Below are 13632 nucleotides of genomic sequence, written 5' to 3'. Positions count from 1 at the left end.
AGACCAGCCGGAAAAGGGACCCATAGTGCCGGAGGGTCGCCGTTGTGCCGTCAGAGTCCTACAGTCGTGTCTCCTGCGGGCAGGGACAGTCGGTCCGTCGCAGACAGTGAAGGGTGGGTTTGCTGATGGGGCTGGAACCCGCCGAAGTCTTCCGGCCGTTAGGAACGCATGCGATTGGAGTTCTCGATCGCTGGCTGGACAAGAGCGGTAGGCGCCTCCTGCTCGACAAGTGGCTCGCAGGTGGGAGCGGGGCGGCAGTCGCGCTCATCTATGTCAACGAGCCGGGAGCCGGCGTGCCCGTTCGCAAGGCGGTGCTGAAACTGTGCCCGCCGGGCGAGAACACCGAAGGGGAATTCCTGAACTCAAAGGAGGCGTGGAACGGAGCTCCACCGGATTTCCGGTCCCACTTGGCCAAACCGCTCTGGGAGCCCATCGAAGTACCGACCGACGGCACTCCAGGCGACAGCTCTTGGCTCATGTTCCAGAGCCTCGCCGGCGGCAGTTCCACAAAAATCACCCAGTTCTCCCAACTGCCCTGGAAGCGACGGGCCCTGGCATACCCCTTGGTGGCACGCGCGCTGCTTGACGACTGGGGCCAAGCTCATACGGTGTTCCACGAAGTCAGCGTCCGGGCGTTCGTCAAAGGGCTGTTGCACAGGCGACTGGACTCGGGAGAGCCGTTGCGGGAGTGGGCGGCGCACAACAGCAGCCTGGTCGAGGAGCCTGCCGTGGAGCTGGTTCTACCTGACGAGGCATTGCCTATGGTGAACCCGTTCCTGCTCACCATGCCGGGATCGCTGGGTGACCGGAAACTGAGATGTGTGTTCACGGGCAAGGCACACGGCGACTTGAACCTGGGCAATGTGCTCGTACCGACAAGCGATGCCCTCAATGACTTCGTGTTGATCGATCTCGCTCGCTACAGCGCCGAGGCACCGCTGGCACGCGACCCAGTCCAGTTCCTGCTCTGCATCATCGCGAGTCGGCTGGCGGACCCACAATGTGATGCTGGCGAGAGGGCGGCCCTCCTGCGCGTCCTCGCCCATCCGGAGAGCTCAGCTGGCGACATGGTCCTCCCCGAACTGTGGGACGTGATCAGTTCCTATCGGAAAATCATCCCAGTTTGGGTGCAGGAGGGCTCGTTGCCGGACGAGTGGGCCGAGAACCAGAGTCTATCCCTCGTGGCATGCGCTCTGATGTTCTGCGGGCGCAAGGGCGTGTCGGACGAGGACCGTATGTGGTTCCTGCGGCTTGCCGCACACGCGGCCACGCACCATGTCGAGGAGGAGGCAAATGTGGAGGATTGGAGAGACGGTCGGCCAACGGGAGTGGCACGGACGCTCGGCTCGGAGGAATCGGACGCCAGGCCCGACCGCAACGACAACGTCGTGTACCCGGACTTCGAGCGGCGTCCTGAAGCCCGGCAGGCGGCGCCACCAAGCCATTCCGGCGCCGAGGCGATGCGGTTGATAGAGCGCCTGACCGTTGATGCGGGCCGCCTAAGCGCCGAGGTGGCGGGTCTTCCCCTTCTGTCTTCCGGTAAGGACCTGCACATCCGGGCAACCACGGCCCGATACCTGGTTGCCACGGTGGTCAAGGTGGCGCACGACCTCGTCGCTCTTCGGCTTGATCAGGACCTCACCGACTATCGCGAGCAGATTGCATACATCGAAGCGCTGGAAGACCTGAGAAAGCAGGTCGACGGAACACGAAAGCAAGTGTTCGCGCTCGGAACGCCGGGTGGCGAGTCCGCGGACGTCCCGGGCGTGCGCTTGACGGCGGAGCGGCTACGGCAGCTCGCGGCCGACTTGTGTGCGGCGGTGCACTGTCTCGGGTAGGCGGACCGGATGGTGGACGATGCCGAAGCGGGGCGGACGGGCGGGGTGCGGTGCCGAGCGCACTTCTAACCCTTGTCACCGACACCGTCAAAGCGTGCGACACGTGCTGGTCCCTGCTGCTCGAACAATCCACTCAGGACATCAAAGTGGAAACGCTCGAAGTCGTCCTCAATGCGCTCGCCATGTATCAGAAGGGGGCCCGCAAAGCGACCGTGCAGGATGACGCGGCTCAAGACGCCATCCAACAGTTCTTGACTGCCGTCAAACAGGCTCTCGAGCGCGTCCGTGTCCTGAAAGAACTTGTGCAGCGACGTGATCAGTTTCTACGCAGACGCTCCGTCTCCGCGGCGGCGAAAGACATTGAAGCCATGGAAGAGAAGGTTGCCAAGCTCACCGATGCCTTGGAAACGGTGCTGGACCGGGGCGACCCCCTCAAACAGATTCTGATGCAGCACGAGGCTCAGGTCCACCGCCTCAGGGGCGTCAGGGTGGTGATAGACGACGAAGTGGGCTGAAGTACTGCCCAGACCGGGCTCGAACATGATCCGACTAAAGCCAACTCTGCTCGTCCGACTTGCCAATCCCGCGTTTCGGCGCGTCTGCCCGCGCTGGCCGGGAGCACCTCCGGCTGCCTGCCTCGAAGCTGATGTCGCTGGCGGGCGGCATGGCGCGAGGGGCCTCCTGTTTCCCGGCCCACTGCGCCTCGTACCGCTGCGCGCCCATTTGAGTGAAGTGCAGAGAAGCACCGACTGCTGGAAGGCCGCCCGCGACAACGACAACGACAGCGCCAGCAAGGAGGAGTGACTCGCCGCCAAGCGCGCCGCCGAACAGCAGGCCGCCGCCGACCGGGCCGCCCAGTTCGAAATGCCGCCGCTCGAAGGCCCAGAGAAGGCCCTGGACTGGGGCGAACGCTCCCGCCACCAGCTGGTCACCGCCGCCTGCACCGCGCTGGTCACCGAAGGCTTCCCTGTCAAGTCCAGCTTGTTGAAGCCAGGAGGGTAGGGACACGAACGTCCCGGCCCTCTCGTTTGCCGCTGCGGATGTAACAGGGCGGGCTGGACCTGCTCGACGGACTCGCGTCCGAGCGGCGCCGCAGCACGGCGTAGAGCATGCCGCCGGTGATGACCGGCGGCCGGCCACTGAGTCTGCCCTTGCACGCTGGGGCGTCAAGCCGGGGCACCGCAGCAAGGCTCTGGATCGAACTGTGGCGGGGGAGCCATCCCGAGTGAGGCCGGGCGAGGTACATGACAGGTATTACTGCTATGCGCCGTACGGGGGCAGCGTGAAGGTGTCGGCAGGCGGTACGAGGAAGCGGCTGAGTGCTTTGACGATACGGGGCTGGGAGGCGACGCGCAGGATGGTGTTGAGGGCGTGGATGCCGGTCCGGGTGCGGGGTGAGGCGATGTGGGGCACGCCGGGCGGCAGGTACTGGGCACGTGTGACGTAGGGGCGGAGGATGTGCTCGTAGCGGGCGAACGCGTTCCTGTGATGCGCGTGGTGGGCGAGTTCGCCGGCCAGGACGTACGCGCCGGTGAGGGCAAGGCTGGTGCCCATGCCGCTGAGGGGTGAGGCGCAGTACGCGGCGTCGCCGACGACGGCGATGCGCCCCCGGGACCACGAGGGCATGCGGACCTGAGTGACGGAGTCGAGGAAGAAGTCGTCGGCGGTGTCCATGGCGGTGAGGATGCGCGGGACCTCCCAGCCGGCGCCGGTGAACAGGCGGCGCAGGAGCTTCTTTTGGGCGTCCGGTGCCAGGCGTTCGTCTCCACGGGGCGGGGAGAGGTAGGACAGGGAGGCGCGGGTGGTGCCCTGGTTGTCGGGGCGCAGGGTTGCTGTGCGTCCTCTGGTGGTGTTGTGCCAGCGGGCCCAGCTGCCGTCCGAGGGCTGGCGGGGGATGGTGAAGTACGCGGTTGTCAGGCCCACGGGCCGGATGTCGGTGGTGTCACCGAAGATCAGGTCGCGGGTGCGGGAGCGGGCTCCGTCGGCGGCGACGACGAGGTCGAACGCACGGTCCGGCCCGTTGCGGAAGGTGACTTTCACCCTCTCCCCCGTGTCGGACAGCCGCGTGATCTCGTCCCCGAACAGGTACTCGGTGTGCGGGTGGGTCTCCTCGTACAGGATGCGGGACAGGTCGGCGCGCAGGATCTCCAGGTCGGCGATCGGACCCTGGCCGCCGAAGGCGCCGCTGGCAAAGGCGGCTTTGGTGCGGTTCGCCGCGTCGACGAAGCGGATCCCTTCTTCGCGGGTGGCGTGCGCCCACAGAGTGTGCTCCAGGCCCATCTTGCGGGCGACGTCCCGCCCGGCACCCCGCAGGTCCACGGTCTGTCCGCCTTCCCGCGGGGCGGGGGCCCGCTCGACGACCGTGGCCAGCATTCCGCGCCGTTCGAGCCAGTGGGCCAGGGCTGGACCGGCGATGCCGGCTCCCGCGATCAGCACGTTCCGGTGTGTCATGGCGCTCCCTTTCGGCTTCCTCGTCCTCTCTCGTACCGGGCGACAGACCGGCGCGGGACTCGTCCGGGCCGGCCGGGGACCGCTTGCCGCGCGCGGTCCCCGGCCCGGGCTCACACGGTGAGGTGCTGCTTGGTGCCGGAGTCGTCGGCCGTCGCCTCGGGGGTGATGCCGTGCTGTTCTTCTTCGGGGCGGCCCTTCTTGGGCAGCAGGAAGGTGATCGCGAGGAAGACCACCAGCAGGCATGCCTGCACGATCAGCGCGCGGTGGAAGCCGCCGGTGAAGTCACCTGTCTCGGCCTGGGCGAAGAACACCGAGCCGAAGACCGCAACGCCGATGGAGCCGCCGATCGCCTGGACCGCCGACAGGACGCCGGAGGCGGATCCGATCTCGTCGTCGTCGACCGCGGCCAGGATGAAGCTGAACAGGGCGGCGATCACCATGCCGGCGCCGATGCCCGCCACCGCCACGCCGGGCGTGATGTCCCAGATCGAGAACGAGGCGGCGTCGAGGCCGTCGAGCTCGAACCACAGCACGGCCGCGCCGGCCAGCTGGACGAGCGGTCCGATCTGGAGCACCTTGCGGCCGATCTTGTCGGCGAGGAATGCGCCGCTGATGGCGCCGCCGATCGCGGTTCCCACTGCGAGGGGCAGGTTGCCCAGTCCCGCGTCACCGGCGGTGAAGTGCTGGCCGATCTGGAGGAACAGGGTCAGCACGAGCTGGGTGCCGATCAGTCCGCCGAAGAACAGGGCGATGCCGCCGAGGCCGACGGTGAAGGCCGGCTTGCGCAGCAGGCCCGGGGTCACCAGCGGCTCGCGGCCCGCGGCGGCCATACGGCGCTGCTGAAGGGCGAAGAGAGCGAAACCGATCACCGAGGCGGCCATGGACAGCCACGTCCACAGCGGCCAGCCCTCCTCCTGCCCTTGGTTGAGCGGCAGCACCAGCAGGGCGCAGGACGCCACGATCAGGGCGGCGCCGGTCATGTCGACCCGTACCGTGCGGTCGCCCGCCTTCTTGGGCACGAACTTCGCGGCGACGATCAGTGCCACGATTCCGATGGGCAGGTTGATCAGGAATACCGACCGCCAGCCCAGGCCGAAGAAGTCGCCCTCGATGAGGAAGCCGCCCAGGACCGGGCCGATGATGCCACCCAGGCCGAGAACGGGTCCGAAGATCGCGAAGACCTTCGTGAGCTCGGGGCCGGAGAAGTTCTCCCGCAGCAGGCCCAGGCCCTGGGGCAGGAGCATCGCTCCTGCGGTGCCCTGCAGCAGGCGGAAGGCGATCAGCGACTCGATGTTCGGCGCGATCGCGCACAGCAGGGAGGTCGCGGTGAAGGCCGCCAGGCCGATCAGGAACATTCTGCGCCGGCCGTAGCGGTCGCCGAGTCGGCCGCCGAGCACCAGACCGGCGCCCAGGGTGAGGGCGTAGCCGCCGATCACCCACTGAAGTCCGACGGAACCGGCACCGAGGGACTTCTCCAGGTCCGGTCCGGCGACGTTGACGATCGAGGCGTCCAGGAGATCCATGATCTCCGCGACGATCATCACCACGAGGATCAACCATCGCCACCGATAGGGCTCGGTCGTCTCGTCAGGGGTGGGGGACGGGTCACGCACGTCAGGTACCTCCATGGTGAAGTAATTCCACCGTAAAGGTAAAATGGTAGCGGTAGGTTGTCAAAGCGGAGTGACCGTGAGGACCGTGCGGCAGGAGAGAAGGGCTGAGGCGTGGAGGAAGCAGTGCGCGGCGGTGTCGCGGAGCAGCGTGAACGGCTGATGGAGTCGCTGAGGGTCCACGGCGGCCACTACACCGAGCTCAGCCGGCGCTTCGCCGCCTGGCTGGGCCTGCACTCCACGGATGCGACCGCGGTCCTGGAGATCGCCGCCGCCGAGGAGCGCGGCACCCCCCTGTCACCGGCGCGGCTGAGCGAGCGGATCTCCCTGTCCACGGGCGCCACCACCGCGCTGCTGAACCGTCTCGAAGCGGCCGGGCACATCACGCGGGCCCGCGAGCACTCCGACCGGCGCATCGTCACGCTACGCAGCGGCGGGCACATCCAGGAACGGGCGGACGAGTTCTTCGGCCCACTCGCTCACCGCCTCGACGCCGCGATGTCGCACTACCCGCCCCGGTTCCTGGAACAGGTCGAAGCGTTCATGGCCGACCTGAACACCACCATGGACAGCCACCTCATGGAACAGGACGCGGTGACACCGCGCTCCCTTCGCACCCCTGATGGACGAACTCCCTGACCGGCACAGTGTTGACTACGGCAGCGGGCAGCACCGCCGCTGCCCCGGACACGACACGGACGCAGGCACCGGGCTCGCAGCGTGGTGGCGACGCGGCCCGAGCATCACTTCAGCCGGCCCACCGATTGTCTCCGCCATCACGGCGAAGTGCCCAGACAGCAGATGCCCGGTCCCGATAGGGGTGCAGGGCAACCTTGCCGATCAGCGCTCGAGCGGACCATCTTCCTGAAGGTGGTGCGGAGCCGCAGGGCTCCCCACAGAGCCAGCTATGTTCGCGCATGTCGGCTGGCAGCGGTCCAGGTTGGGGCTGTCCGCGGGATCCGTGCGGTGGCAGAGCGCCCGGTCGCGTTGGTACACGCACATCAGGAGGGACCGGGGGTTGCTGCAGACGGTCAGGGCGGGGTTGTCGAGGATGTCGCGGGCCTGGCGGGGGGTGCGGATGGATCCGGCGAAGGCAGGGCTCTGGGCAGCGGCCTGAACCGCACGCCATGCGGCCGGACCGGAGATGCCCGCTCCGCCGCCCAGGTCCTCGTTCAGAGTGGTGAGGGTGTCGGCGGTGGCGCGGGCGGTCTCGATGTCGAGGAGTTCGTGGATGCCGTCGCGGCTGCGTGATAATGGTGGAGTCGGGTATTGCGAGTGTCCGAATACCCCAAGCTCACGGGTCCCGAATATCTGATCCGTCCGGCATGGTGGCATCCGAAGCGGAGTAGAGGAACTGCAGGAGCTTGCCGTATGCCTCGCTGTGCGCTGTTTCCTGTTCTGCTCTGTGCTGCGGCCACGAGGCCAGGTGGGCGGCCGACGGGAAGCGGGCCATATCCGCGCCGATCTCGGCCAGGATCATCTCCGCCGAGCGGGTGCTGACGCCGGGGACGGTGACCAGCAGCTCGATCTGGCGCCGAAACGGAGCGAGTTGGCGGGCGATCTCCTCGCTGAGGCGGGCCTCGGTCGCCCTGACCGCGTCGATCCGTTCGGGCATGGTGCGTGCGTGGAAGGCATGGTGGTCGGTGAACTGGCCGGTCAGCGCCTGGGCGAGGACCTGACGCTTGGTGCGCATGCTGGCGAGGGCCATCTCGGCGAGGATCTCCGGGTTGCGCTCCCCGGCGATCAGGGCCTCCAGCATCGCGCGGTCCGAGACGACCGCGGACAGCTTGATCCCCGAGTCCTCCAGGAGCTTCTCCAGCCGCTGGGCCTCGCGGGTCCGTTCGCGGACCACCTTGGTGCGGTAGCGGGTCAGGTTCCGCAGTTGCCGGATGGCCGGCGGCGGAACGAACGAGGGGAGCACCAGGCCGTGTTCGACCATCTTGCAGATCCACTCGGAGTCGGCGACGTCGGTCTTGCGGCCGGGCACGTTCTTCATGTGCCGGGCGTTCAGCAGCCAGCACTCGATGTCGTTCTCCAGCAGATAGAACACCGGCTTCCAGTACGAGCCGGTGGCTCCCATGCCGACCACGGTGACCTGTTCGGCGAGCAGCCAGTCCCGCATCGCCAGCAAGTCACGGGTCATGGTGGAGAACGTACGGATTTCCTTGCGGCGGCGTTTGCCCGATCCCGGGACGCGGACGCAGACCTTCACGTCCGCCTTGCCGATGTCGATTCCGGCGCATCGTTCGTGGACCACGTCCATGCCCCGGTCCTCCCCTCGTGCGGTGTGCGGTTGTGAAGCAGCCGTCCGGCGGGGACCAAGCAGGCAAAAGAATCAGATTCACATGCTCGAAGCAACACTTCCGGGTGCCTGACGACGGGTCCCCAGCGTCCTACTCAATGTCGGGTTCCGGTGGCACCAAGACTCCGCGACGTCAGCCGGACGGCCGTAGCCCGATCTTCTCCCCTTCGGGGAGTCGCCGTCAGGAGATCAGATTACTCAATGACCGTGTCAAGCCGCCTGTGTGACCGGCGGGACGGAGGTGAACAGCCTCTTGTCGCGCAGCATCGCCCAGAGCACGTCGCCCCGGCGGCGGGCAAGCGAGAGCAGGGCTTGAGTGTGCAGCAGCCCCTCGGCCCGCTTCTTGAGGTGGTAGTCACGGGATGGTCCGGGCCGCATCATCGCGGTCTGCGCGGCCATGTAGCCGGTCGCCCGGACTCCGGCCGCCGCACGGTCGTCAGCCGTCTGCGGAGTAGTCAAAGGCCCGCTCCAGGGCGGGACAGATACGGACCAGCAGGGTCACGGAGCCGGTTGATGAGGACCCGGTCGGCGATCAGGTCGGCTCGGTAGTGAGTCAGGACCTGGAGCGCGCTGCCCAGCTCCGGCGGTGTGTGCAGCGGGGCGAAGTCCCGGCGCATGCAGGCCTGGTCGGCGATGACGCGGGCGTCCTTGGCGTCGGTCTTGCCCTCGCCCCTGTAGGCGCCGGTCATCCGGTTGACCGTCCGGCCGGGCACGTAGACCACCTGCTGCCCGTGGGCGATCAGCAGGGCAAGCAGCAGCGTGGAGGCGCGGCCGGAGATGTCCACCGCCCACCGCACTTCACCAGCCCGCTCGCGGGCCGTGTCGATGAGCGTCAGGATCTGCGCTTCGTCGTTGATCACCTTCGTCGAGAACAGCGTCTGGCCGTCGGCGTCGACGGCGACCGACCAGTGGTGCCCCTTGCCGGCATCGATACCGACCCAAATACGCGTGAGGCGTGCTCAACGTTGCTCCGTTCCTCCATGACCAGCACTTCCGTGGTCCGTAGAACACCCCGCCGACAAGTCCCTACCGGTGGTTTGTTAGACCGGGCGATAGAGATCAAGAGGTCTGCCGGTGCTGACGTTGTCGAGCAGGGCCTGGAGTCCGGCGGGCGGGGGCCTGGTCGTCCAGGCTCACCGGTAGCGTTGCAGCATGGCCCAGGGCGTCAGCCAGCCACGGACGGCGTGGATGGCCTGGGGCCAACAGGCCGTCTGAGGTTGGTGGGGCGGCTGAGTGCCCCCTCTCGGGAGCGGGAGCGGGAGCCGGCTCCGGTTCGCCGGCGGGTGGGTCTGGGGTGAACCAGGTGTTCCAGCAGAAGCTGAACGCGCAGTTGACCAGAGTCTGGTGGCGGCGGATGGCGGTGTCGGAGCGGACCTGGAAGTCGGCCCAGCCGTTCGTCCTTGACCTGCTTGTAGCTCTGCTCGACCCAGTGCCGCAGCCCGTAGATCCGCACCACTTCGGCCAGGTCGGCGGCCGGGTGCCGGCTGTGGGCCCCGCGGGATGAGCCGGGTCTGGGCAGGTTGGTGGCCAAGTACCAGGTGAAGGTCTCGGGCAGGGTGGCCGGGTCGGTGGTCGTCACCACCAGCCGGACCACGCCGTTGGGTCCCCACCAGCCCAGTTGGGCGTCGGCGGCCCACCAGGTGGAGGTGTGTCCGTCGCGGAAGGCGCGCGTGAACGGCTGCCAGTCGCCGGGGCTGTTCGGGGCCGTGCCAGGCCAGTTCGCGGGCGGCGTCCACGGGCCGGAAGGCGTCCCTGTACTGCCAGGTGCCGTGACCGCGCTTGAGGGCCATCACGAACGGCAGGCGAGCATAGCATCGGACAGTTCGGAGCAGAAGCTGGTGTGGTCGCCGTAGGCGCAGTCGGCGACGACCGCCCGGAACACCACGCCCGCTGCCTTCGCGGCGCGGGCCAGGGCAGCTCCGGTCTGCAGCTTGGTGCGGAAGGTCGGATCGTTCTTGCCACCAGGCAAGTGGTTGGCGGGGGTGTAGGGCACGGCGTGAAGCGGGTAGTAGAGGCGCTCGTCGGCCCAGCACGTGGTCACCGTGACCACGCCGCGGTCGATCTTCCCGACCGAGCCGAGATACTGCTTGCCGACGTGCGCGGTTGCCTTCCCGTCCTTGCGGTCCCCCGAATGGTCGGTCACCAGCACCCCGCCCGGGTGCGGGGCGCTCGCCGGGTCGGCCAGCAGCAGCTGAAGCCGTCGGGCGTTGACCGCTTCCTGCTCCCAGGTCGATTCGGACAGGAAGAACTGCAGTCGCTGCACAGCCGCGTGCTGGGCTCCAACCACGGGCTCCGTACCGGCCAGGCAGGTCAGCGTCTTGTTCCGGTCCCGCGGCAGCAGCAGCCCGGCCAGATACTCCCGAAAGCCCCGCCGCTGGGCCAACGTCTCGAAGAGATCGTCGAAACTCGCGGCGTAGGCTTCCAGCGGTCCCGGCGCAGGCGGACACGGTAATCGCTTGGTCATCTCAAGCTCCACAGCGGGACGTTGAGGCTCTCACTCCGGCCTACCGCCACCACAACCCGCCGTCAACAAACCACCGCTAGCGCGGGATCGTCGACGCACTCGCCGCCGCGGGACTGAAGTGCTGGGCGGACAAGGCGTACCAAGGCGCCGGACGGCACATCCGAGTCCCCTTCCGGGGCCGCCGACTCAAGCGATGGAAGCGTCGCCACAACACCACCCACGCCAAGATCCGCTGCCTCGGCGAGCGGGCCATGGCCACCCTCAAGGGCTGGCGCCTCCTGCGGAAACTCCGCTGCAGCACCAACCGAATCACCGACGTGGTGAAGGCCGTCCTCGTCCTTCACCACGCATCAGCGTGAGGTTGGAAAAGGCTCAAAGTCCCCAGCCGCGACAGTCACACAGCGACCATCCCACTCAGATGCGCGCTCACCGACGATGTGCGACGCTACGAAGCTGGCCTACTTCGTCTCGTTCGGGTGTCTCGTGTGCACCTGCTCCAGGAAGACCGGGCGCTCGTGGACGTAGAACCAGATGCGCGCGGTGCCCTTCGCAGTCGGTTTGTGCTGCCACCTCTCATGGGTCGCGCCACCACGCTCGATGACGCCGAGCTCACCTTTGAGCCGATAGTTCGTCGGCGTCGTGGACAGTGGCGTCCGCGTGAGGATGTCCCAGGTCTCCGTCATGGAGTTGCGGATCGTCGCGACGAGGTCGCGCCATCCCTTCTGCGCGTCGGCTGTGGCGAAGCGGATCTCATATTCGATCTTCTTCGGAGGGCGAGGAACCAGCTCGCCCTTCCTGGCGGCCGCCACGGTCAGGGACGCTCCACGGTCTCATCGTCGTCGAGCCACTCCAGACCGTCGCTGCCGCTGCTGAGCCCGGCCGCGACGGCGGTGGCCGTCTCCTTCCAGGAGGTCAGCTCTGCGATCGCAAGGTGCGGCTGGTCGGTGGAGAACGACGCGCGCGCCGCATCGACGAGGTCCTGCGCGCAGGACTCCCGGTCGGCCGGCGACAGCGCGAGCATCCAAGGAAAGGCCTTGGACATCCGCTCGGCGAGCGAGCCACGGTCATCGAGCGTGACGGTGATGAGCTGCGCGGCAAAGTTCAGCAAGCGGGCACGACCCTCGGCCTCGCGCTGCGACATCAGGACCAGAGCCTCGCCGTCGCGCCGGGTCACCGTTACGGGGTGATCCTCGGCCTCGGCGAAGACCTCGGCGGAGTGCTTGCTCAGGTCCGAGGAGCGCCGAGTCGCCACGGGAAGGTCTGCTGCGATGGCCATGCACCCATAGTATTCGGAACGTATTCGGAAGTCGAGTGGCGGCCGCGGAGTTCGTGCGCCAGACTCGGCCTCCGGATGCGGTCCGATGTCAGATCTCAGCCTTCCTTCTGTCCGGGGCGCGGCTGTACGTGTTCGCGGTGATCGCGCACGCCGGCCGGCGCATCCGCATCCCGGGCGCGACGGCGCACCCGACCGCCTCCTGGGTGACACAGGCCTCCAGTGACCTTGCGGATGGCCTTGACCAGGCCCAGGTGGTGGTCGCCGATGACGAGCCGGACCCCGGTCAGACCGCGTTCGCACAGGTGACGCATGGAGCAGGAGATTGCCGATTCGCTGCAAACCAGGTGGCTGCGCTTCGTGGCGAGCGAGGAGAACGCTGGACGGTGCCCCCTCTCTCCCACTCAATCTTGAAGAGTGGCGGAAACAGCAGGTCAAGGCACTCAGGACCTCGACCTATGAACCCGTCATGAAGTTCATCACGACCAATAGCTTCATGCCGTTCGTCTACTACCGGCTCCTGCTCGGACTCGGGCTGATTGTGCTGGTCAGCATGGGTGTACTGAGTCCGCATGCGGGGGAATCGGCGGGTTGGACGCGGTGCGCCGGGGAGTGGCCGAACCGGTCATGCGGCTGGTCAGCAGGACTCGTCGAACTTCACTGCGGAGAACGTCACCGGCCGCCCGTCGAGCTTCGCGCCCGCAGCCGGCTCCTGCGAGCACACCTGCCAGTTCGATTCCATGAGGATGAAGCGGTCCTGCCCGGAGGCGTCGTTGACGGTAACGCTCGTCCCGGTGTCGAGCGCGCCACGCGCGACCTTGACGGCCTTGCCCTTGAAGTCCGGCATCTTCGCCCCCGCGGACTCCGGCTCGTCGCCGCCGACGCCCTTGGCCGGGCAGGTCTCTTCTAGCTTGACCGTCGCGAAGTCGACCTTCGTGTCGGTCGAGTGTTCGCCGGCCTTGGGGGTCTGCGAGCAGACTTTCCAGTTCCGGTCGAAGGCCTGGATCCGGTCGCGGCCGAGCGCGTCGTGTGAGCTGAGGCCGTAGAAGCCCGCTTCCTGCGCCTGGTCCTGTGCGGACTGGAGGCCCTTGCCGGTCATGTCGGCAAGGGCGGCTGTCTCGGCCTTACCGACGGCGTCGTGAGCGGCGGCGGGCTTGTCCTTGGCGGTGCCGGTGCTCGTGCCGGTGCTCGTGCCGGTGCTCGTGCCGTTGTCGGGGCCGCAGCTGGTGAGCGCGAGCAGGCCGGCGCTGGTGATGAGTGCGGCGATGGCGGTGCGGGTGTGCATGATCCCCCTTGGGATGCGCATGTGCTGAGAGGGCATCATCGGGCATGTGGGGAGGCCGTGAAGGCACGGTGACGCCGTTGTGACACGGCGGTGGCCGGATAGGTGTCAGGCCCGCACCGGGCGGGCCTGACACGGTGCCTAAGTGGAGCCGTCGCCGCGTTGCCGCGCCACCCCCTCGGGGCGACTGGTTGAGCGGGTCTCCTGGGGCGGCGCGGGCGTCGGCCCGGCCTGCTCAGGACTGAGGGCGCCGGCCGTGGTTGGCCGCGTGATTGCGGCGGGCCTTCTTCTTGCGGCGTCGCTTCGAGGACATGCCGCCACCTTTCTCGATCGCTCGATAGGAACGTCCGGCACGTGATGCCGAGTCGTTTTTCTACCGTTCCACACCGGTATGAGGGCGGCGACCTGAGGG

8 protein-coding genes and 7 pseudogenes are annotated in these 13632 nt (G+C 67.7%); 6 read left to right on the top strand and 9 right to left on the bottom strand.

Annotation, left to right across the window (positions count from 1 at the left end; genetic code table 11):
* The first annotated feature begins 125 nt into the window (after positions 1–125).
* The 3 genes and pseudogenes from ACWDVB_RS18820 to ACWDVB_RS18810 all read left to right on the top strand — a co-directional run.
* Positions 126–1838: a hypothetical protein gene (locus ACWDVB_RS18820; RefSeq protein WP_451513770.1), complete on the top strand. Its 1713-nt coding sequence runs from the start codon at positions 126–128 to the stop codon at positions 1836–1838.
* Between the two features lie 50 nt (positions 1839–1888).
* Entirely contained in the window at positions 1889–2353 is a 465-nt protein-coding gene (locus ACWDVB_RS18815) for a hypothetical protein (protein ID WP_451513771.1), read from the top strand.
* 229 nt (positions 2354–2582) lie between these two features.
* Positions 2583–2801 (top strand): annotated as a pseudogene (locus ACWDVB_RS18810) (hypothetical protein); the annotation flags it as partial.
* A gap of 297 nt (positions 2802–3098) precedes the next feature.
* On the opposite strand, the gene ACWDVB_RS18805 reads toward ACWDVB_RS18810, so the two are convergent.
* Positions 3099–4289 (bottom strand): FAD-dependent monooxygenase, encoded by a 1191-nt coding sequence (locus tag ACWDVB_RS18805; RefSeq protein ID WP_451513772.1) that lies wholly within the window; start codon positions 4287–4289, stop codon positions 3099–3101.
* A 110-nt stretch (positions 4290–4399) separates the two neighbouring features.
* On the bottom strand, positions 4400–5902 hold the full coding sequence (locus ACWDVB_RS18800) for an MFS transporter (protein ID WP_451513773.1): 1503 nt from the start codon (positions 5900–5902) through the stop codon (positions 4400–4402).
* A gap of 159 nt (positions 5903–6061) precedes the next feature.
* Here ACWDVB_RS18800 and ACWDVB_RS18795 point away from each other — a divergent pair, with 159 nt between their 5' ends.
* On the top strand, positions 6062–6538 hold the full coding sequence (locus ACWDVB_RS18795) for a MarR family winged helix-turn-helix transcriptional regulator (RefSeq protein ID WP_451513836.1): 477 nt from the start codon (positions 6062–6064) through the stop codon (positions 6536–6538).
* 775 nt (positions 6539–7313) lie between these two features.
* Here ACWDVB_RS18795 and ACWDVB_RS18790 read toward each other — a convergent pair.
* The 3 pseudogenes from ACWDVB_RS18790 to ACWDVB_RS18780 all read right to left on the bottom strand — a co-directional run.
* Positions 7314–8162, bottom strand: a pseudogene (locus ACWDVB_RS18790) (IS110 family transposase); the annotation flags it as partial.
* Between the two features lie 249 nt (positions 8163–8411).
* Positions 8412–9145, bottom strand: a pseudogene (locus ACWDVB_RS18785) (IS110 family transposase).
* 115 nt (positions 9146–9260) lie between these two features.
* A pseudogene (locus ACWDVB_RS18780) lies at positions 9261–10665 on the bottom strand (IS701 family transposase).
* 83 nt (positions 10666–10748) lie between these two features.
* Here ACWDVB_RS18780 and ACWDVB_RS18775 point away from each other — a divergent pair.
* Positions 10749–11024: pseudogene (locus tag ACWDVB_RS18775) on the top strand (transposase family protein); the annotation flags it as partial.
* 99 nt (positions 11025–11123) lie between these two features.
* Here the strand turns inward: ACWDVB_RS18775 and ACWDVB_RS18770 are convergent.
* From ACWDVB_RS18770 to ACWDVB_RS18760, 3 genes and pseudogenes are all read right to left on the bottom strand, one after another.
* Complete coding sequence (locus ACWDVB_RS18770) at positions 11124–11474, bottom strand: hypothetical protein (protein WP_451513774.1); 351 nt, start codon at positions 11472–11474, stop codon at positions 11124–11126.
* Between the two features lie 2 nt (positions 11475–11476).
* Entirely contained in the window at positions 11477–11941 is a 465-nt protein-coding gene (locus ACWDVB_RS18765; protein WP_451513775.1) for a prevent-host-death protein, read from the bottom strand.
* A 203-nt stretch (positions 11942–12144) separates the two neighbouring features.
* Positions 12145–12252: pseudogene (locus ACWDVB_RS18760) on the bottom strand (transposase); the annotation flags it as partial.
* 155 nt (positions 12253–12407) lie between these two features.
* Here ACWDVB_RS18760 and ACWDVB_RS18755 point away from each other — a divergent pair.
* Positions 12408–12530: pseudogene (locus ACWDVB_RS18755) on the top strand (undecaprenyl-diphosphatase); the annotation flags it as partial.
* A 45-nt stretch (positions 12531–12575) separates the two neighbouring features.
* Here ACWDVB_RS18755 and ACWDVB_RS18750 read toward each other — a convergent pair.
* A complete protein-coding gene (locus ACWDVB_RS18750; protein WP_451513776.1) occupies positions 12576–13223 on the bottom strand; it encodes a hypothetical protein in 648 nt (215 codons plus the stop codon).
* Between the last annotated feature and the right edge of the window lie 409 nt (positions 13224–13632).

This window comes from Streptomyces sp. NPDC003379 (genome assembly GCF_053589195.1).
Note: the sequence above shows the minus strand (reverse complement) of the source record. Positions and strands in the feature narration are given on the sequence as shown.

Coding starts and splice junctions, on each gene's coding strand:
- ACWDVB_RS18795 (WP_451513836.1), top strand. CDS start 6,062: ATGGAGTCGCTGAGGGTCCACGGCGGCCACTACACCGAGCTCAGCCGG.
- ACWDVB_RS18765 (WP_451513775.1), bottom strand. CDS start 11,941: ATGGCCATCGCAGCAGACCTTCCCGTGGCGACTCGGCGCTCCTCGGAC.
- ACWDVB_RS18805 (WP_451513772.1), bottom strand. CDS start 4,289: ATGACACACCGGAACGTGCTGATCGCGGGAGCCGGCATCGCCGGTCCA.
- ACWDVB_RS18750 (WP_451513776.1), bottom strand. CDS start 13,223: ATGCACACCCGCACCGCCATCGCCGCACTCATCACCAGCGCCGGCCTG.
- ACWDVB_RS18820 (WP_451513770.1), top strand. CDS start 126: ATGGGGCTGGAACCCGCCGAAGTCTTCCGGCCGTTAGGAACGCATGCG.